This is a genomic window from Micromonospora sp. NPDC049048 (assembly GCF_043197615.1).
Classification (GTDB): Bacteria; Actinomycetota; Actinomycetes; order Mycobacteriales; family Micromonosporaceae; genus Micromonospora.
In genome coordinates this window covers 1-14,221 of sequence record NZ_JBICTM010000010.1, presented here as the reverse complement: position 1 = coordinate 14,221, position 14,221 = coordinate 1, and the positions used below count along the sequence as shown (strand labels likewise).

13 protein-coding genes and 1 riboswitch are annotated in these 14,221 nt (G+C 73.4%); of the genes, 6 read left to right on the top strand and 7 right to left on the bottom strand.

What is annotated here, in order from left to right; translation table 11 throughout:
• Nucleotides 1–149 precede the first annotated feature (149 nt).
• The gene (locus ACGFIG_RS26795; RefSeq protein ID WP_393007453.1) at nt 150–1,439 is read right to left on the bottom strand and encodes an ABC transporter substrate-binding protein; all 1,290 of its coding nucleotides are present in this window, start codon (nt 1,437–1,439) and stop codon (nt 150–152) included.
• 145 nt (nt 1,440–1,584) lie between these two features.
• Between ACGFIG_RS26795 and ACGFIG_RS26790 the strand changes: the two genes are divergently transcribed.
• Nucleotides 1,585–2,346: a FadR/GntR family transcriptional regulator gene (locus ACGFIG_RS26790; protein WP_393007451.1), complete on the top strand. Its 762-nt coding sequence runs from the start codon at nt 1,585–1,587 to the stop codon at nt 2,344–2,346.
• Nucleotides 2,347–2,377: 31 nt separating this feature from the next.
• Here ACGFIG_RS26790 and ACGFIG_RS26785 read toward each other — a convergent pair whose 3' ends face one another.
• The 6 genes from ACGFIG_RS26785 to ACGFIG_RS26760 form a co-directional block, all read right to left on the bottom strand.
• Complete coding sequence (locus ACGFIG_RS26785) at nt 2,378–3,706, bottom strand: MFS transporter (protein WP_393007449.1); 1,329 nt, start codon at nt 3,704–3,706, stop codon at nt 2,378–2,380.
• Nucleotides 3,707–3,905: 199 nt separating this feature from the next.
• Nucleotides 3,906–4,874, bottom strand: coding sequence for a hypothetical protein (locus ACGFIG_RS26780; protein WP_393007447.1), 969 nt, complete (start codon nt 4,872–4,874; stop codon nt 3,906–3,908).
• 73 nt (nt 4,875–4,947) lie between these two features.
• Nucleotides 4,948–6,117: a hypothetical protein gene (locus tag ACGFIG_RS26775; protein ID WP_393007445.1), complete on the bottom strand. Its 1,170-nt coding sequence runs from the start codon at nt 6,115–6,117 to the stop codon at nt 4,948–4,950.
• A gap of 44 nt (nt 6,118–6,161) precedes the next feature.
• Nucleotides 6,162–7,796, bottom strand: a complete 1,635-nt coding sequence (locus ACGFIG_RS26770; RefSeq protein WP_393007443.1) for a serine/threonine-protein kinase — start codon at nt 7,794–7,796, stop codon at nt 6,162–6,164.
• 209 nt (nt 7,797–8,005) lie between these two features.
• Nucleotides 8,006–8,875 (bottom strand): SPFH domain-containing protein, encoded by an 870-nt coding sequence (locus ACGFIG_RS26765; RefSeq protein WP_393007441.1) that lies wholly within the window; start codon nt 8,873–8,875, stop codon nt 8,006–8,008.
• A gap of 146 nt (nt 8,876–9,021) precedes the next feature.
• The gene (locus tag ACGFIG_RS26760; protein WP_393007439.1) at nt 9,022–10,257 is read right to left on the bottom strand and encodes an MFS transporter; all 1,236 of its coding nucleotides are present in this window, start codon (nt 10,255–10,257) and stop codon (nt 9,022–9,024) included.
• 254 nt (nt 10,258–10,511) lie between these two features.
• Here ACGFIG_RS26760 and ACGFIG_RS26755 point away from each other — a divergent pair, with 254 nt between their 5' ends.
• The 5 genes from ACGFIG_RS26755 (at nt 10,512) to ACGFIG_RS26735 (ending at nt 14,119) form a co-directional block, all read left to right on the top strand.
• On the top strand, nt 10,512–11,243 hold the full coding sequence (locus ACGFIG_RS26755) for an RraA family protein (protein WP_393007437.1): 732 nt from the start codon (nt 10,512–10,514) through the stop codon (nt 11,241–11,243).
• 76 nt (nt 11,244–11,319) lie between these two features.
• Nucleotides 11,320–11,432: riboswitch (SAM riboswitch) on the top strand.
• A 32-nt stretch (nt 11,433–11,464) separates the two neighbouring features.
• Nucleotides 11,465–11,596 carry a hypothetical protein gene (locus ACGFIG_RS26750; RefSeq protein WP_393007435.1) on the top strand — a complete coding sequence of 44 codons (132 nt, stop codon included), beginning with the start codon at nt 11,465–11,467 and terminating at the stop codon, nt 11,594–11,596.
• Between the two features lie 111 nt (nt 11,597–11,707).
• Nucleotides 11,708–12,562, top strand: coding sequence for an ABC transporter substrate-binding protein (locus ACGFIG_RS26745; RefSeq protein WP_393007433.1), 855 nt, complete (start codon nt 11,708–11,710; stop codon nt 12,560–12,562).
• Between the two features lie 40 nt (nt 12,563–12,602).
• Nucleotides 12,603–13,379, top strand: coding sequence for an amino acid ABC transporter permease (locus ACGFIG_RS26740; RefSeq protein ID WP_393007431.1), 777 nt, complete (start codon nt 12,603–12,605; stop codon nt 13,377–13,379).
• Nucleotides 13,376–14,119, top strand: coding sequence for an amino acid ABC transporter ATP-binding protein (locus tag ACGFIG_RS26735; protein ID WP_393007429.1), 744 nt, complete (start codon nt 13,376–13,378; stop codon nt 14,117–14,119). The genes ACGFIG_RS26740 and ACGFIG_RS26735 overlap by 4 nt, the downstream gene beginning before the upstream one ends.
• The last annotated feature ends 102 nt before the right edge of the window (nt 14,120–14,221 follow it).

The window sequence follows — 14,221 nt, the reverse complement described above, 5'->3', positions numbered from 1 at the left end:
CGGGGGGGGGGGGGGCGGGGGGGGCCCCCCGGGGTTATTGTGGGCGGGTTGTGGTCCGGGGACCATTCGGCCCCCGGGGGGGGGGGGGCCCCCCGGCCCGGGGGGGGGGGGGGGGGCGCCGCCCGCCCCCCCCCACCCCACGGTTCGGGCTACTTCGCCTCGTCGTCGAGGAACTTCTGGAACGCCTCGTTCGCCGCGTCCGCCGAGGCGGCCGCGTCCTTGCCGGTGATCGCGTCCACGATCGGCTGGCCGACGATCTCCCGCGCCTGGGCGACCTTCACCACGAGCGGACGGTCGTGGCCCACGCCGTTGGCGGTGCTGACCGTGGTGGCCTCGGCGAGGTCCTTCGGGTAGGTCGCCGCGCCCTCGGGGTTCTCCCAGACCGAGGTACGGGCGCTGGGCACGCCCGCCTTCTGCTGCTCCAGCGCCTGCTCCTTGCCGGCCGCCCACTGGATGAACTTCCAGGCGTTGTCCTGGTTCTTGGACGCCTCGTTGACGCCCAGCGCCCAGGACGGGATGTTGTACGGCTTCGAGCCGGCCGGGCCGGCCGGGAAGGCCGCGAAGCCGACGGTGTCGGAGACCTTCGACTTGGCCGGGTCGGTGGCGTTCTTGTAGAGCGAGTTGGCCTCGGTGTAGAAGGCCGCCTTGCCCTGGGTGAAGATCGCCATCGCCTCGGACCAGCTCATGTCGGTGCTGATGTTCTCCGGGCCGTGCTCACGCAGCAGCCCGCCGTAGTAGGCGTACGCCTGCTTGGCCTGCTCGGTGTTGACCGAGGCCTTGCCGTTGGCGTCGACGAAGTCGCCGCCGAAGCTGTAGAGGAAGCTGGAGAACTGGGTGACCGCGGCGGCCTTGCCCGTGCGGGACACGAAGCCCGCCACGCCCGGGTTGTCCGCCTCGACCTTCGCCGCCTGCGCCTTGAGCTCGTCGAGGGTCTTCGGCGGGGCGGTGAAGCCGGACTTCTCCAGCAGGTCCTTGCGGTAGTAGAGGACCTCCTGCTCGGTGATGATCGGCACGCCGACCAGCTTGTCCTCGTACGTGGTGGCCTGCACCGGTCCGGACTGGAAGTCACCGACCTCGAACGCGCTGTCCGACTTGCTCTTCTCGGTCAGGTCGGCGAGGTACTTGTTCTTGGCGAACAGCTTCCCCTCCTGCAGCGGCCGGTACATCATCACGTCCAGGTCCCTGGACCCGGCGTTCAGCTTGACGTTGTACTGGTCGGAGAGCTGGTCCTCACCGAGCTGGGTGACCTCCACCTTCAGGCCCGACTGCTTCTCGAACTCCGGCAGCGCCTTCTTGATGTTCTCCGTCCAGACGTGGTTGACCAGCGTCACCCGGACGGTGTCCGAGCCGCCGGCGTCGTCCCCGCCGCCACCGCAGGCGGACAGGCCGAGGGCGACGACCATCGCCAGGGAAGTCCCGATAACTGATCGACGTCTCACGTCCATCTCTCCTTAAGCCGTGGCCGTGGCCGCCGCCCCGTCGGGTGGGCCGCCACCTCGCGTTTTACATCCGCTTAACACCGGGATGCTAGGCCGAAAAAGCAGATTTATACAAGGGGTAGACCTGACTGATATGCTCCGTCACGTGAAATCGTCCTCCCCGGGGGTCGTGGCCGCGCAGCTCGCCCCTGCCGAGGCCGGCCTGCACGCACGCGTCCTCGACCGCCTCGGCACGGCCATCTGCGACGGCGAGCTCGCACCCGGGTCGGTCCTCAACATCGACGACCTGGTGGACCGCTACGCCGTGTCCCGCTCGGTCGTGCGCGAGGTGCTGCGCGTGCTCGCCTCGATCGGGTTCATCGAGACCCGCCGCCGCGTCGGGGTCATGATCCGACCGTCGGAGGACTGGAACGTCTTCGATCCGCAGGTGATCCGCTGGCGGCTGGCCTCGGCCGGCCGCATCGTCCAGCTCCGCTCGATCACCGAGCTGCGTACCGCCGTCGAACCGCACGCCGCCTGGCTGGCCGCCGGCCGGGTCGGCCACGACGAGGCGAGCGACCTGGTCGGGCTCGCGGCGAAGATGTGGGCCGCCGGCAAGGCCGGCGACGAGGAACGCTTCCTCCAGCTCGACATCGAGTTCCACCGCCGGATCCTGGTGGCCTCCGGCAACGAGATGTTCGTCCGGCTCCAGGACCTGATCGCCGAGGTGCTCACCGGCCGGCACCAGCACCACCTGATGCCGCACCACCCGCACGAGCAGGCCCTCCAGCTGCACGCCGAGGTGGCCCAGGCCATCCAGCGCCGCGACGGCGAGCGCGCCCGGCAGGCCATGGTGCAGCTCATGGAGCAGGCCTTCGACGAGATGAGCTCGATCTGGCGGCAGGCCGACGAGACCGCCGGCGCCTGACGAGCCCCGACCTCCGCCCCGCCGTTCCGCGCTATGACGGCGCGCTACGTCCGGCTCGGAGCGGGCGGTGGGCGCGGGTCGCCAGGAGCAGCGCGACGATCAGGTACGGCACGGCGGCCACCGCGAACGCGACCCCGTTGCCGGCCCCGGTGGCGAGCAGGCCGTACCCGCCGTAGACCGCGATGACCGTCAGGTCGGTGGCCATCCCCGCCAACGAGGTGACCGTGGCGCGGCTGCCCCCGGTGATTCGCGCCTGCAACCGCGCGTCGGCGAGCACGGTGGCGAGTTGGAAGCCGCAGAACGCCACCGCGACCAGCGCGAAGCCCACCGGCCGGGCCAGCAGCGCCCCGGCGGCCAGGGCCACGGCCGACAGCGCCAGCAGACCGGCGTAGACCCGGACGGTCAGCCGCTCCCCCGCCGGGGCCAGCAGGCCGCCCACGGCCACTCCGAGCCAGGTGAGCAGGAGCAGCAGCGGCACGGTCGCCGCGCCGACGCCGGTGTCGCGGGCCAGCAGCGGGGTGTACTCGTCCAGGGCGCCCCAGACCGCCGCGACGACCGCGACCAGCAGCACCGCCGCGCGTACTGTCCGGTCGGCGTGGACCTCGGCGAGGCCGGCGCGCAGGCTCGCCCACCAGCCGAGTTCCCCGTCGTCGGCACCCGTCCCGTCGTCCCGGCCGCTCCGCTCGGGTCCGCCGTGGGCAGGTCCGGTGGCGGGCCCGGCAGCGGACCTGGTGGCGTCGGCCGGCTCGATCGCGGCGTCGACGGGCCCGGTGTCGCGGTGTTCCGGGAGGCGGATGGCCACGGCGGCGGCGAGCAGGCAGGCGAGCACGCTGGCCGCGCCGGCGGCCGGGTAGCCGCCGAGGGCGAACACCGGCCCCGCCAGCAGGATCGAGGCGAGTACGCCCAGCGTCCCGACGGTCTTCGCCCGCCCGATGACGCGGGCGTAGCGGCCGGCGGCGCCGAGCCGGTCGAGTTCGCTGAAGACCAGCGCCTCCAGCGCGCCCGAGGCGAGCGCCCCGCCGGCGCCCCAGAGCACGAACCCGACGGCGAAGGCCGGGTACGAGGGCACGAGCACCCAGAGAGCGAAGCCGGCGGCGGTGACCAGCGGCGCGAGGATCAGCAGCAGCCGCCGGGAGAACGCGTCGGCGAGCGCGCCGGAGGGCACCTCCAGCAGGATGCTGGCGGCCGACCAGATCACGAACAGCGACGAGATCTGCCAGAGCGACAGGCCGGTGTCGCTGAACAGCAGCGCGTACAGCGGATAGAGCAGGACGAGTTCGCTGAGGAACGCGTACCCGTAGAGGGTGGCCGCCAGCCGGCGGGCGCGCGCGACGGACACGCGCGGAGGGTGGACAGTCATGGGACCTTCCTGAGGGGACGAAGCGGACGCCGGACGTACGGCGACCGCGGCGGCCCACGACAGTGGCCCCTAGCAGTGCATCAACATCGCCACGTCATGCCGGCGATGGTAGTCGCGCGGGCATGGCGGGTCACGCCCCTTTACCGGACACGCGCCGGGGTGGGGTCCGCTGCGGATCCCACCCCGGCGTCGTGCGAGGTCAGCGGCGGCGCTCGCCGTCGAGCGGCGGGATGACCATCGTGGCCTCGCTGTCCTCGCCGGCCGGCCGGGCCGCTGCGGGCGAGGTGACCTGCGTGGCGTCCGGGTCGCTCTGCCGCGGCACGGGCACGGTCGGGTCGGCGTCGACGCGGGGGCCGGAAACCACCTGCGTGGCCTCCGGGTCGGCCACGGCACGCGGGCCGGAGACCACCTGCGTGGCGTCCGGGTCGCCGGTCGTGGCCGCCGCGGCGAGGTGTGCCTCGCTGTCGCGACGGCCGGCCTGGTAGGCACGGGCGTGCGTGGCGATCAGCCGCGACTCGTGCTCGGCCCGGCTCAGCCACGACTCCCAGCGGCTCTGCATGGGCCGGACCAGCCCGCCGCCCACCCCGACGACGAGGATGCCACCGGCCGTGGCCAGGACGGCGATCAGCACGGGAGTGGTGACGGCGGTGGCCACACCGATCTGGTTCAGCGCGGCGATGACGCCGAGGCCGAGGATGAACACCGAGGCGATGGTGGCCAGGAGCCGGCCGTACGACAGTCCGCCCAGGGCGCCACTGATGATGTCCTTCACCGCGTTGGCGATGGCCGCGGCGACCACGACGATGACGATCGCGACGAAGGCGCGGGGCAGCCAGGCGATCACACCGGCGATCAGATCGGAGATCGGGTTCGGTCCCCAGATGCCGAAGGCCAGCTGGAGGGTCACCAGCAGCACCCCGTAGTAGGCGAGCTTGGCGACGATGTCACTGGCGTCGTACCGGGAGCGGGCCAGGGCCCGACGGATCCCACCGCGCTCCACGGCACGGTCGAAACCCACCCGCTCCAGCACCTTGTCCACGATCTTCAGCACAGCCTTGGCGATCAGCCAGCCGGCCACCAGGATCGCCACGAAGGCGACGGCCTTGGGCAGGAACAGCATCACCGACCGGAGGGCGTCCCCCACCGCGTCGCCGAAGTTGTCTCTCATCGGAATTCCTCCACACGGCATCCGGGTTCGTCCGGGCCGACCTACCCCCGCCCACGATCGGGGAAACCCCGCGTCAGCGGCGCCGGCAGTCGTAGGACACCGCGGCCTGGGCCTGTACCACAGCCGGGGAGGTGATGTTGACGGTGGCCGTCTCGTTCGTGGTGCCCACGCCGCTGAAGGCCCAGCGCAGCGTCAACTGGACGGTGTGCTGGCCGCGCCCGACCCGCTCGGTCAGCAGGCTGCCGGGCGCGCTGCCGGTACGCAGCCACTGGTAGCGGATCTCCCCGGCCCGGCCGTTGGTCGACACGGTGGCGACCACGTCCACGGTGACGTCGCACCGGTCGCCGGCCGGTTGCGGAACCGCCACCGTCACTCCGGTCACCTCCAGCGGGCTGATCCGCTGCCAGAGATAGAGGCCGACGGCGGCGAGCAGGGCGACGGTCAGCAGAGTGGACAGCACCGAGGTCACCGTCCGCCACACGGGCCGCCGCCGCGGCGGTGGCGGCGCCGGCCACGCGGGTGCCGGTGGCGGGGTCGTCGGCACGCCCGGCCCGAAGCGCACCTCCCCGCCGGGCGGGGCGACGGCCCCGGTGGGCCCGCCGAAGAGCGTCCCCGGACCGGGTCCGGTGGTACGCCCCGTCCCGGCCTCGGGCACAGCTCCCACGGCCCCCGCCGCGATCGTCTGGTCCTGCGCAGCGGGCTGCGCCGGCCACGGCCCGGTCCGCCCGTCCAGGGCGCGCTGCGTCTCGGTCCGCCCGTCCAGGGCACGCTGGGGCATCGTCGGCTCACCCTGGGCGGGACCGACGGGCGCCTCGCTGCGGGCGAGGTGCACGGTCGCCTCGTTGTGGGTCAGGGGCGCCGCCGGTTCCCCGGCGGCCAGGTACACGGTCGCGTCGCGTGCGGGCAGGTGTGCCGTCGGCTCCCCGGCCGCCAGGTACACCGTCGCGTCACCCGACGCCAGGCGCGCCGTCGGATCCCCGGCGGCCAGATACACCGTCGCGTCACGCGAAGGCAGGTGCGCCGTCTGCCCTTCGGCCGCCAGGCGCGCCGTCACCTCGCCCGACGCCAGGCGCGCCGTCGAATCTCCGGCGGCCAGATTGACCGTCGCGTCCTGCGAGGGCAGGTGCGCGGTCGGCGCTGCCGGCGGCTGCGGTCGGTGGACGTCGAGGCGGGCGGTCGCCATGCCGTCGTCCGGCTGCCGGTGGGCGGGCAGCGCCTCGGTCGGGTCGTTCGGCTGGGTCACGGCGGCCCGCCTTCCGTCGTCGTGGTCGGCATTGGTGTCCGGCCTCAGCCTGGCGTGCAGTAGTAACGCAACGACAGGTACACCGGTGAGCTCTCGGGCGAGGTGTTGCCGGCCTCGTCGACGGCGACGACCCGGACCGGGATCCGGGTGGCGTCCGCCGGTGTGGGCAGGTCGCCCAGGACGCCCTGGAACACCCCGCGCTCGCCGGCCTTCATGGGCACCTCGGCGGTACGGCCGTCCAGGGTGTACCGGAGGCGTACCCGTAGCTTCCCGGCCTCCGTCCGGTCGTCGGACACCTCGGCGGAGACGGTGCTGGACGTGGGCCCGTACGGACAGCCCCTGGGTTCCAGCTCGGTCGGGCTGGCCCAGACCTTGCCGACGGATGGGGCGACGGTGTCCGCCGGTGGCGGCGGGCTGGTGCTGACCGACGGGGTCGGCTCGGCGGGCGCCGACGTCGGCGGCGGCGTGCCGGTGCCGGTGGGAGCCGGTGCCGCCGTCGTCGCGGTCGGCGCGACGGTGGGGGTCGGAACGGACGTCGCCGTGGGCGTCGGGGACGGCGACGCGGCGGCCGACGGGGACGGTTCGCCGGTCGGGGCCGTCGTCGCCTCCGGTGCGGCGGGACCGGCGGCGGGCAACGGCTCCTCGCGGCTGGCGTAGCTCAGCCCGGCCCCGCCGATGATCAGCACAGTGGCCAGCCCTCCGCCGACCAGCGCCGCGCGGGCCTTGCCGGCGCGCAGCCACGTCCACCGGCCGGTGCCCTCGTCGAGGGCGGTGCTGGCCAGGCTGGTGGCCCCGCCGGTGCCGTCCGGGAACGGCAGGAGCGCGGCGAGCAGGGCCGCCCGCCGGGCCAGCTCGCGCAGGCCACGCTCCTCCCACCGCTGCCCGTACGCTTCGTCCGCCACCCGTTCCAGCACCTCGAGGAAGACCTGGGCGGGTTGTGGCCGCTCGGCCGGTTGTTTGGCCATGCCGTGGCGCAGCAGGTCGTGCATCGGCTCGGGGGCCGGGTCGGTGGGGATCGGCGCGCTGGCGTGCTGCTGGCGCAGGGTGAACAGGTCCCGACCGTCGAACGGGGGTCGGCCGGTGAGGCACTCGTAGAAGGTGGCGGTGGCCGCGTAGATGTCGCAGGCCGGGCTCGCCGGGGCGCCCGTCCACTGTTCGGGTGCCATGTAGCGGGGAGTGCCGGTGACGCTGACCCCGGAGCTCTCGCCCACCGGCATGGCGATGCCGAAATCGGCCAGCTTGCTGGTGCCCTCGGCGGTGACCAGCACGTTCTCCGGCTTGTAGTCGCGGTGCACGACGCCCCGGGCGTGCGCCGCGCCGAGCCCGGCCAGCGATCCCTTGAGGACGCAGAGCGCCGACTCCGGCGTCGTCGCCCCGTGCGCGCGCAGCATCTGCCGCAGCGACACGCCGTTGACCAACTCCATGACGATCGCCGCGCCGTCGGGAGACTCGACGTACTCGTAGAGGCGGGAGACGTGCGGGTCGTCGATCCCGGCCAGCAGCCGGGCCTCGGCGCGGAACGCGGTGCGGAACTCCGGGTCGTCGCCGATGCCGCCGGTCAGGTACTTGATCGCGACCGGGGTGCCGGTCGCCTCGTGCACGGCGAGGTCCACCCGGCCGGACGCGCCGCGGCCGAGCTGCCGCACGGGGCGGTATCCGGAGACCTGCCAGCCGGTCACGCGTCCACCTCCCCGTCGCTGGGACGGTGAAGCCGCCTCCGGTGGCCATTGTCGTCACGGGGGCCGGTGCGGCAATCAGCGCAACGGTTGCTTCGGGCCCCCGGACGTCCGGGGTCGCCCCGGCGAACGGGCGCATGGTCGGTTACGGACACACGCCACTCGTACCATCCACGGGCAAGCCGGGGTGTGCGTCGGCCACGCCGCCGAGGTCAGTCCGGCGGGCGGCGGTGCCCGTCGCCGGAAGCGGGCACGGCGGGTTGCGTACGCCCGGCCGGTGGGTGCTCGGCTTTCGGGTGCTCGGCCGCCGGCGGCTCGGTGCCGCGGGTGAACTTGTCGAAGAAGCGCAGCAGTTCCACCGGGAACGGCATCACCAGGGTGCTGTTCTTCTCCGCCGCCACGTCCACCACGGTCTGCAACAGCCGTAGCTGGTACGCCCCCGGGGTGCCCGCCATCGCCCGGGACGCGTCGGCGAGCCGGCGGGACGCCTGGTACTCGCCGTCGGCGGCGATCACCCGGGCGCGGCGTTCGCGTTCCGCCTCGGCCTGGCGGGACATCGAGCGTTTCATCCCCTCGGGCAGCGCGACGTCCTTGACCTCGACCCGCTCGATCAGCAGTCCCCACGGCTTCTCGGTCGGCGCGTCGATGACGGCCTTCAGCTCGGCGTTGATCCGTTCCCGGTCACCCAGCAGGGTGTCCAGGTCGGCCTTGCCGATCACCGAACGCAACGCGGTCTGCGCCACCTGAAGCACGGCCGAGGGGTAGTCACGGACGTTGACCAGCGCCTTCACCGGGTCGACGACCCGGTAGTAGACCACCGCGTCGACGGTGAGGGTGACGTTGTCCCGGGTGATCGCCCCCTGCGGGGGCACGCCGATCACGGTCGTCTGCATGCTGACCCTGGCCATCCGGTCGGCGACCGGAACGATCAGCCGCAGACCGGGCTCCCGGACCGGCGTCAGCACCCGGCCGAACCGGAAGACGATGCCGCGCTGGTACTGCTGCACCAGCCGGACGCTCAGCGCGCCGACGAACGCCACGAACACGATGACGATCACCAGGCCGATCACGACGGCTTCCACGGCACCCCCGACTCCATGCGGCTCCCCGGGCCGGCCCTTTCCCGCCCCGGCGGAAAGTAGTCCCGTAACCGGCGATCAACGCGTGACAGACGGGGCAGGCCGTGGGCCGGGCGGGGGCGGCAGGCCGGGCGGCCCACCGCCGAGGGCTACGTGCCGGCGCCGCCCCGGTCAGAGGCGCGGGCACTTAGCAGCGCGATCCCGCACGCCGCGACGGCGCTCAGCGGGGCGACCAGGAAGCCGACGGTCACCTCCCCCGCCGCGTCCAGCACCAGGCCGGTCACCGCCGCCCCGCCCGCGCTACCCACCGAGAACGCCGTCGCCGCCCAGGCGAACGCCTCGGCCACCGTGCCGGTGGGCGCCACGTCGTCGATCGCGACGAAGGCGATGGTCAGCAGCGCCGGCAACGCGAGCCCGCTGACCGCCATCAGCACCAGCATCGCGGCCGGCGCCGGGGTGAACAGCAACGGCAGGTAGCCGGCGGCGAAGACGCCGACCACGCGCGGCAGGGTGGCGTACCGGCGCAGCCCGCCGAAGCGTACGTAGAGCAGGCCGCCGACCAGCGCCCCGGTGGCCTGCGCGGCGAGCAGCCAGCCCGCCCAGGAGCGCGCCCCGGCCGCCTCGGCGTATCCGGTCGCGGCGACGGTCACGCTTCCCACCGCCGCGCCGACCAGCAGCAGCGCCCCGAGGACCAGTCGGAGCCGGCCGGCGCGCAGCGGCCCGGCCCAGTGGCGTACCGCCGGCTCGCCCCGCCAGCGGCGCACCACGTCGGTCGTGGCGAACCACGCGGTGCCGGCCGCCTGGAAGAGCGCGGCGGCGGCCAGACCGCCGGCCGGGCCGACCAGGCCCACGGCGGCGAGCGTGACCACCGGGCCGAGGATGAAGATCAGCTCCTGGACGGCGATGTCCAGGGTGTACGCGGTCTGCACCCGGTGCGCGGGGAGCAGGTCGCGCCAGAGCACCCGCAGGCACGACTCGAACGGCGGCGCGCCCGCCCCGGCCAGGGCGGCGGCGAACACGGTGACCGGCAGGTTCACGTGCGCGGCGGTGAGGGCGAAGCCGATCGTCGACGCCGTCACGGACAGCCACAGCACCGGCGGCTGGCGCCAGCGCTGCGCCATCCGGGCGAGCATCGGCTGGCCCACGGCGGTGCCGGCGGTGAACGCGCCGACCAGCAGGCCCGCCACGGTCAGGGTCATCGTCTCCCGGGCGAAGACGAGCAGGGCCAGCGGGGCCGCGCCGAGCGGGATCCGGCCGAGCAGGCTGGCCGCCAGGACCCGGGCGGTCTGCGGCACCCGCAGCACCGCGAGGGCGGAGGTGTCGGTGGGGTCGGCGGGCGGGTGGTCGGCGGGCGGTACGAGTTGGTCGTGATCGGGTCTGGGCATGACTGAACGCTCCCGAGGCGTGGCGGAGATGGACCGGAGGGCGGAGAGGGGGGTGCCGAGCCGGTCAGGGAACGTAGTCGGAGCGATCGTGGCCGTCGCCGTAGAGCGGGAGGTCCGGGGTGACCCAGAGGCCGTGCACGGCGGCGACGGCATACGGCGGGATCACGGTGGACAGTCTAGACCCGGACGCCGTCACCGCGGGGGCCAGCCGCACCCGATTGGCCCTGGCCACCCCGCCGACCCGCCTCCCTACGATGACTGCCCACGACTCGCCGCACCGCCGGGAGGACGTCATGCGGGAACGCTTCGCCGACCTGTCCACGCCGCTGATCGCCGACGCCTGCGTACGCCTCGGGGTGCCCCTGCGCGCCGCGCCGGCCGGGATCCGGGCGGTCGTTCCCGGTCACCGCCTCGTGGGCCGGGTGCTGCCCGTACGCCACCACGGCAGCGTGGACGTGTTCCTGGAGGCGTACGCGAGCGCCGCCCCGGGCGACGTGCTGGTGATCGACAACGGCGGCCGCAGCGACGAGGCGTGCGTCGGCGACCTGGCGGTGCTGGAGGGCGTCGCGGCCGGAATGGCCGGCCTCGTGGTGTGGGGCCTGCACCGGGACACCCCGGAGCTGGTGGAGATCGGCCTGCCCGTGTTCAGCTACGGCAGCCTCCCCCTCGGCCCGGTCCGGCTCGACCCGAGGGAGCCGGAGACGCTCGCCAGCGCCCGGTGCGGGCCGCACCTGGTGACCGCCGACGATCTCGTCATCGCCGACGACGACGGGGTGCTGTTCCTGCCCGCCGCGCGGGCCACGGAGCTCTGCGCGGCGGCGGAGCGCATCCGGGACGTCGAGCGGATCCAGGCGCAACGGATCCGCGCCGGGGAGACGCTGCGCGAGCAGACGCACTTCGCCGACTATCTCGCCCGCCGGGCCGCCGACCCGACCTACACCTTCCGCCGGCACCTGCGGCGCGTCGGCGGGGCGATCGAGGAGTGACCGCGGAGGGTGGGCACGTGAGGGTGGTCATAGCGACTGGACGGGGCGGCACGGTGGGCTGCTAGCCTCGTCGGCAGGTCATGAGCGCCAGCGTCAAGCCCCGGCTCGCTGGCCGGCAACCCTCGTTCCGCGCAGGGGTGCCCCGGGTGAGGACCAGGCACCGGAGCGGATCCGGTGCAAGCGCGGCCTGGTTCCCAGGTCGGCACCGACCGAGGAGAGCCATGTCGTTCCGCATCTTCCCCCCACCGGTGGTTCCCGCCGTGCCCCCGACGTCGCCGGCGCTGACCCGACGCCGGCACATCGACACGATGCGGGTCTGCGCCACCTCGTGTCGCCCCGGCGACGCGCGCTAGGCGCGCCACCCCCTTCTTCCCGGAACCATCCCAGCGGTACGCCCATCGGGCGCACCGTCGGCGACACGCGCCCGTGTGCCCGTCGCCGCAGACACCTCATCGGAGACACCTGTGCGAATCCTCTCGTCCCTCACCCGGGCCGCCGCCCTCGGCGTGGCCGCCGTCCTCGCCGCCACCACGCTGACCGCCTGCGGTGACGACGCTGCCGGCGCGGCCGACAACCCGTACGGCCTGCTCCAGCCGGGCGTGCTGCGTGCCGGCACGCTCACCGACGCCCCGCCGAACGTCTATCTGAAGGACGGCAAGTTCACCGGCTTCGACAACGACCTGCTCGTCGCGGTCGCCGAGAAGGTCGGCCTGAAGGTGGAGTTCGTCGGCACCGACTTCTCCGCCCTGCTCTCCCAGGTCAACAACCGCAAGTTCGACGTCGGCAGCTCCTCGATCACGATCACCGAGGCGCGCAAGAAGACCGTCGACTTCGGCAACGGCTACGACTTCGGCCACTTCGGACTCGACGTGCCGGCCGGCTCGTCGATCACCGGCTTCGACCAGCTCGCGGGCAAGCGGGTCGTGGTCGTGCAGGGCACCGTCCAGGACGACTACGCCACCGGCGAGGGGCTCGACCCGGTCCGGGTGCCCGACTACAACGGGGCGATCAACCAGCTCAAGGCCGGTACGGCCGACGCCTGGATCGCCCCGGCCGAGATCGGCGACAAGTCGGCCGCCGACAGCGGCGGAAAGATCGAGGTCGCGGCCAAGCTGCTCAGCCCGGCCCCCACGGCGTACGCGGTCGCCAAGGGCAACGACAAGCTGCGCGAGGCGCTCGACAAGGGCCTCGACGAGGTGATCGCGGACGGCACGTGGAGCCGCCTGCAGGCCCAGTACTACCCGGGCCGCCCGATCCCGGCCGACTTCACGCCGGGCAGCGGCACGGTGCCGGTGCCGTCGGCGTCGGCCACCTCCTGAGACGTAGTGACGACGAGCGAGCGGGGCGGTAGGAGCGACGATGGATCCGTTGAGCACCCTGTGGGAGACCTTCTTCGACTGGGACTCCATGCGCGAGGCGCTGCCCGAGATGGTGACGGTCGGGCTGCCCAACACGCTGATCCTGGCGTTCTCCGCCGCCCTGCTCGGCTCGGTGCTGGGTATGGCGCTGGCCGTCGCGGGCATCTCGCGTACGCGATGGTTGCGGTGGCCGGCGCGGGTCTACACCGACGTGTTCCGTGGCCTGCCCGCCGCGGCGACGATCCTGCTCATCGGCGTCGGCCTGGCGCCGCTGGGGATGCAGGTGTGGGGACCCAACCCGTATCCGCTGGGCATCCTCGCGCTGTCGCTGATCGCGGCGGCCTACATCGGCGAGATCTTCCGCTCCGGCATCCAGTCCGTGGAGGCCGCGCAGCTGGAGGGGGCCCGGGCGTTGGGCCTGTCCTGGGGTGAGGCGATGCGCCTGGTGATCGTGCCGCAGGGCATCCGCCGTGTGCTGCCGGCCTGGGTGAACCAGCTGATCGCGTTGATCAAGGACTCCAGCCTGGTCTACTTCCTCGGCCTGCTGGCCAGCCAGCGGGAGCTGTTCCGCATCGGGCAGGACTACGCGGCGAACACCGGCAACCAGTCGGCGCTGCTGCTGGCCGGGCTGTTCTATCTGACGCTGACGGTGCCGCTGACGCACGCCGTCAACTGGATCGACCGGCGGCTGCGCCACGGCCGGCAGGCCACCCCCGGTGACGCCGACGACGACCTCGACCTGGCGCTGCCGGGCGCGGCGGGAGGGAACCAGCGATGAGCATCGACACCACGACCTCGGTGAGCCTGAGCGTCCGCGACGTGCACCTGGCCTTCGGGTCGCACCGGGTGCTGCGCGGGGTGGATCTGGACGTGGCACGTGGGGGGACGGCCTGTGTGATCGGCCCGTCCGGGTCGGGCAAGTCCACCCTGCTGCGCACGATCAACCGGCTCATCGAGCCCGACCGTGGCGACGTGCTGCTCGACGGACGCAGCGTGCGGGGCGACGACCCGGACGCCCTGCGGCAGCGGGTGGGCATGGTCTTCCAGCAGTTCAACCTCTTTCCGCACATGAGTGTGCTGCGCAACGTCACCCTCGCGCTGCGCCGCACCCGCAAGCTCGGTGAGGACGAGGCGGTGGCCGTCGCCCGCGAGCACCTGGCGCTGGTGGGGCTGGCGGCCAGGGCGGACGCCCGCCCGGCGCACCTGTCCGGCGGGCAACAGCAGCGGGTCGCGATCGCCCGCGCGCTGGCGCTGCGCCCGCAGGTGATGCTCTTCGACGAGGCGACCTCCGCCCTGGACCCGGAGCTGGTCAAGGGCGTGCTGGGGCTGATGGCCGAGTTGTCCGCCGGCGGCATGACGATGGTGGTGGTGACCCACGAGATGGGCTTCGCCCGCGAGGTCGCCGACACCGTGGCGTTCATGGACCGTGGCGTGGTGCTGGAGGCCGGCGAGCCGGCCGCGATCTTCGAGCGGGCGGAGCACCCCCGGCTGCGCCGTTTCCTATCCCAGGTGCTCTGACGGCCGGCTAGGGCCTGTGTCGAAGTCGGTCACAGCCACTCGTTGATGGCCGCGAGGTGGATGGTGGCTTCGTAGCGCACGGCGAGTTTGTCGAACCGGGTG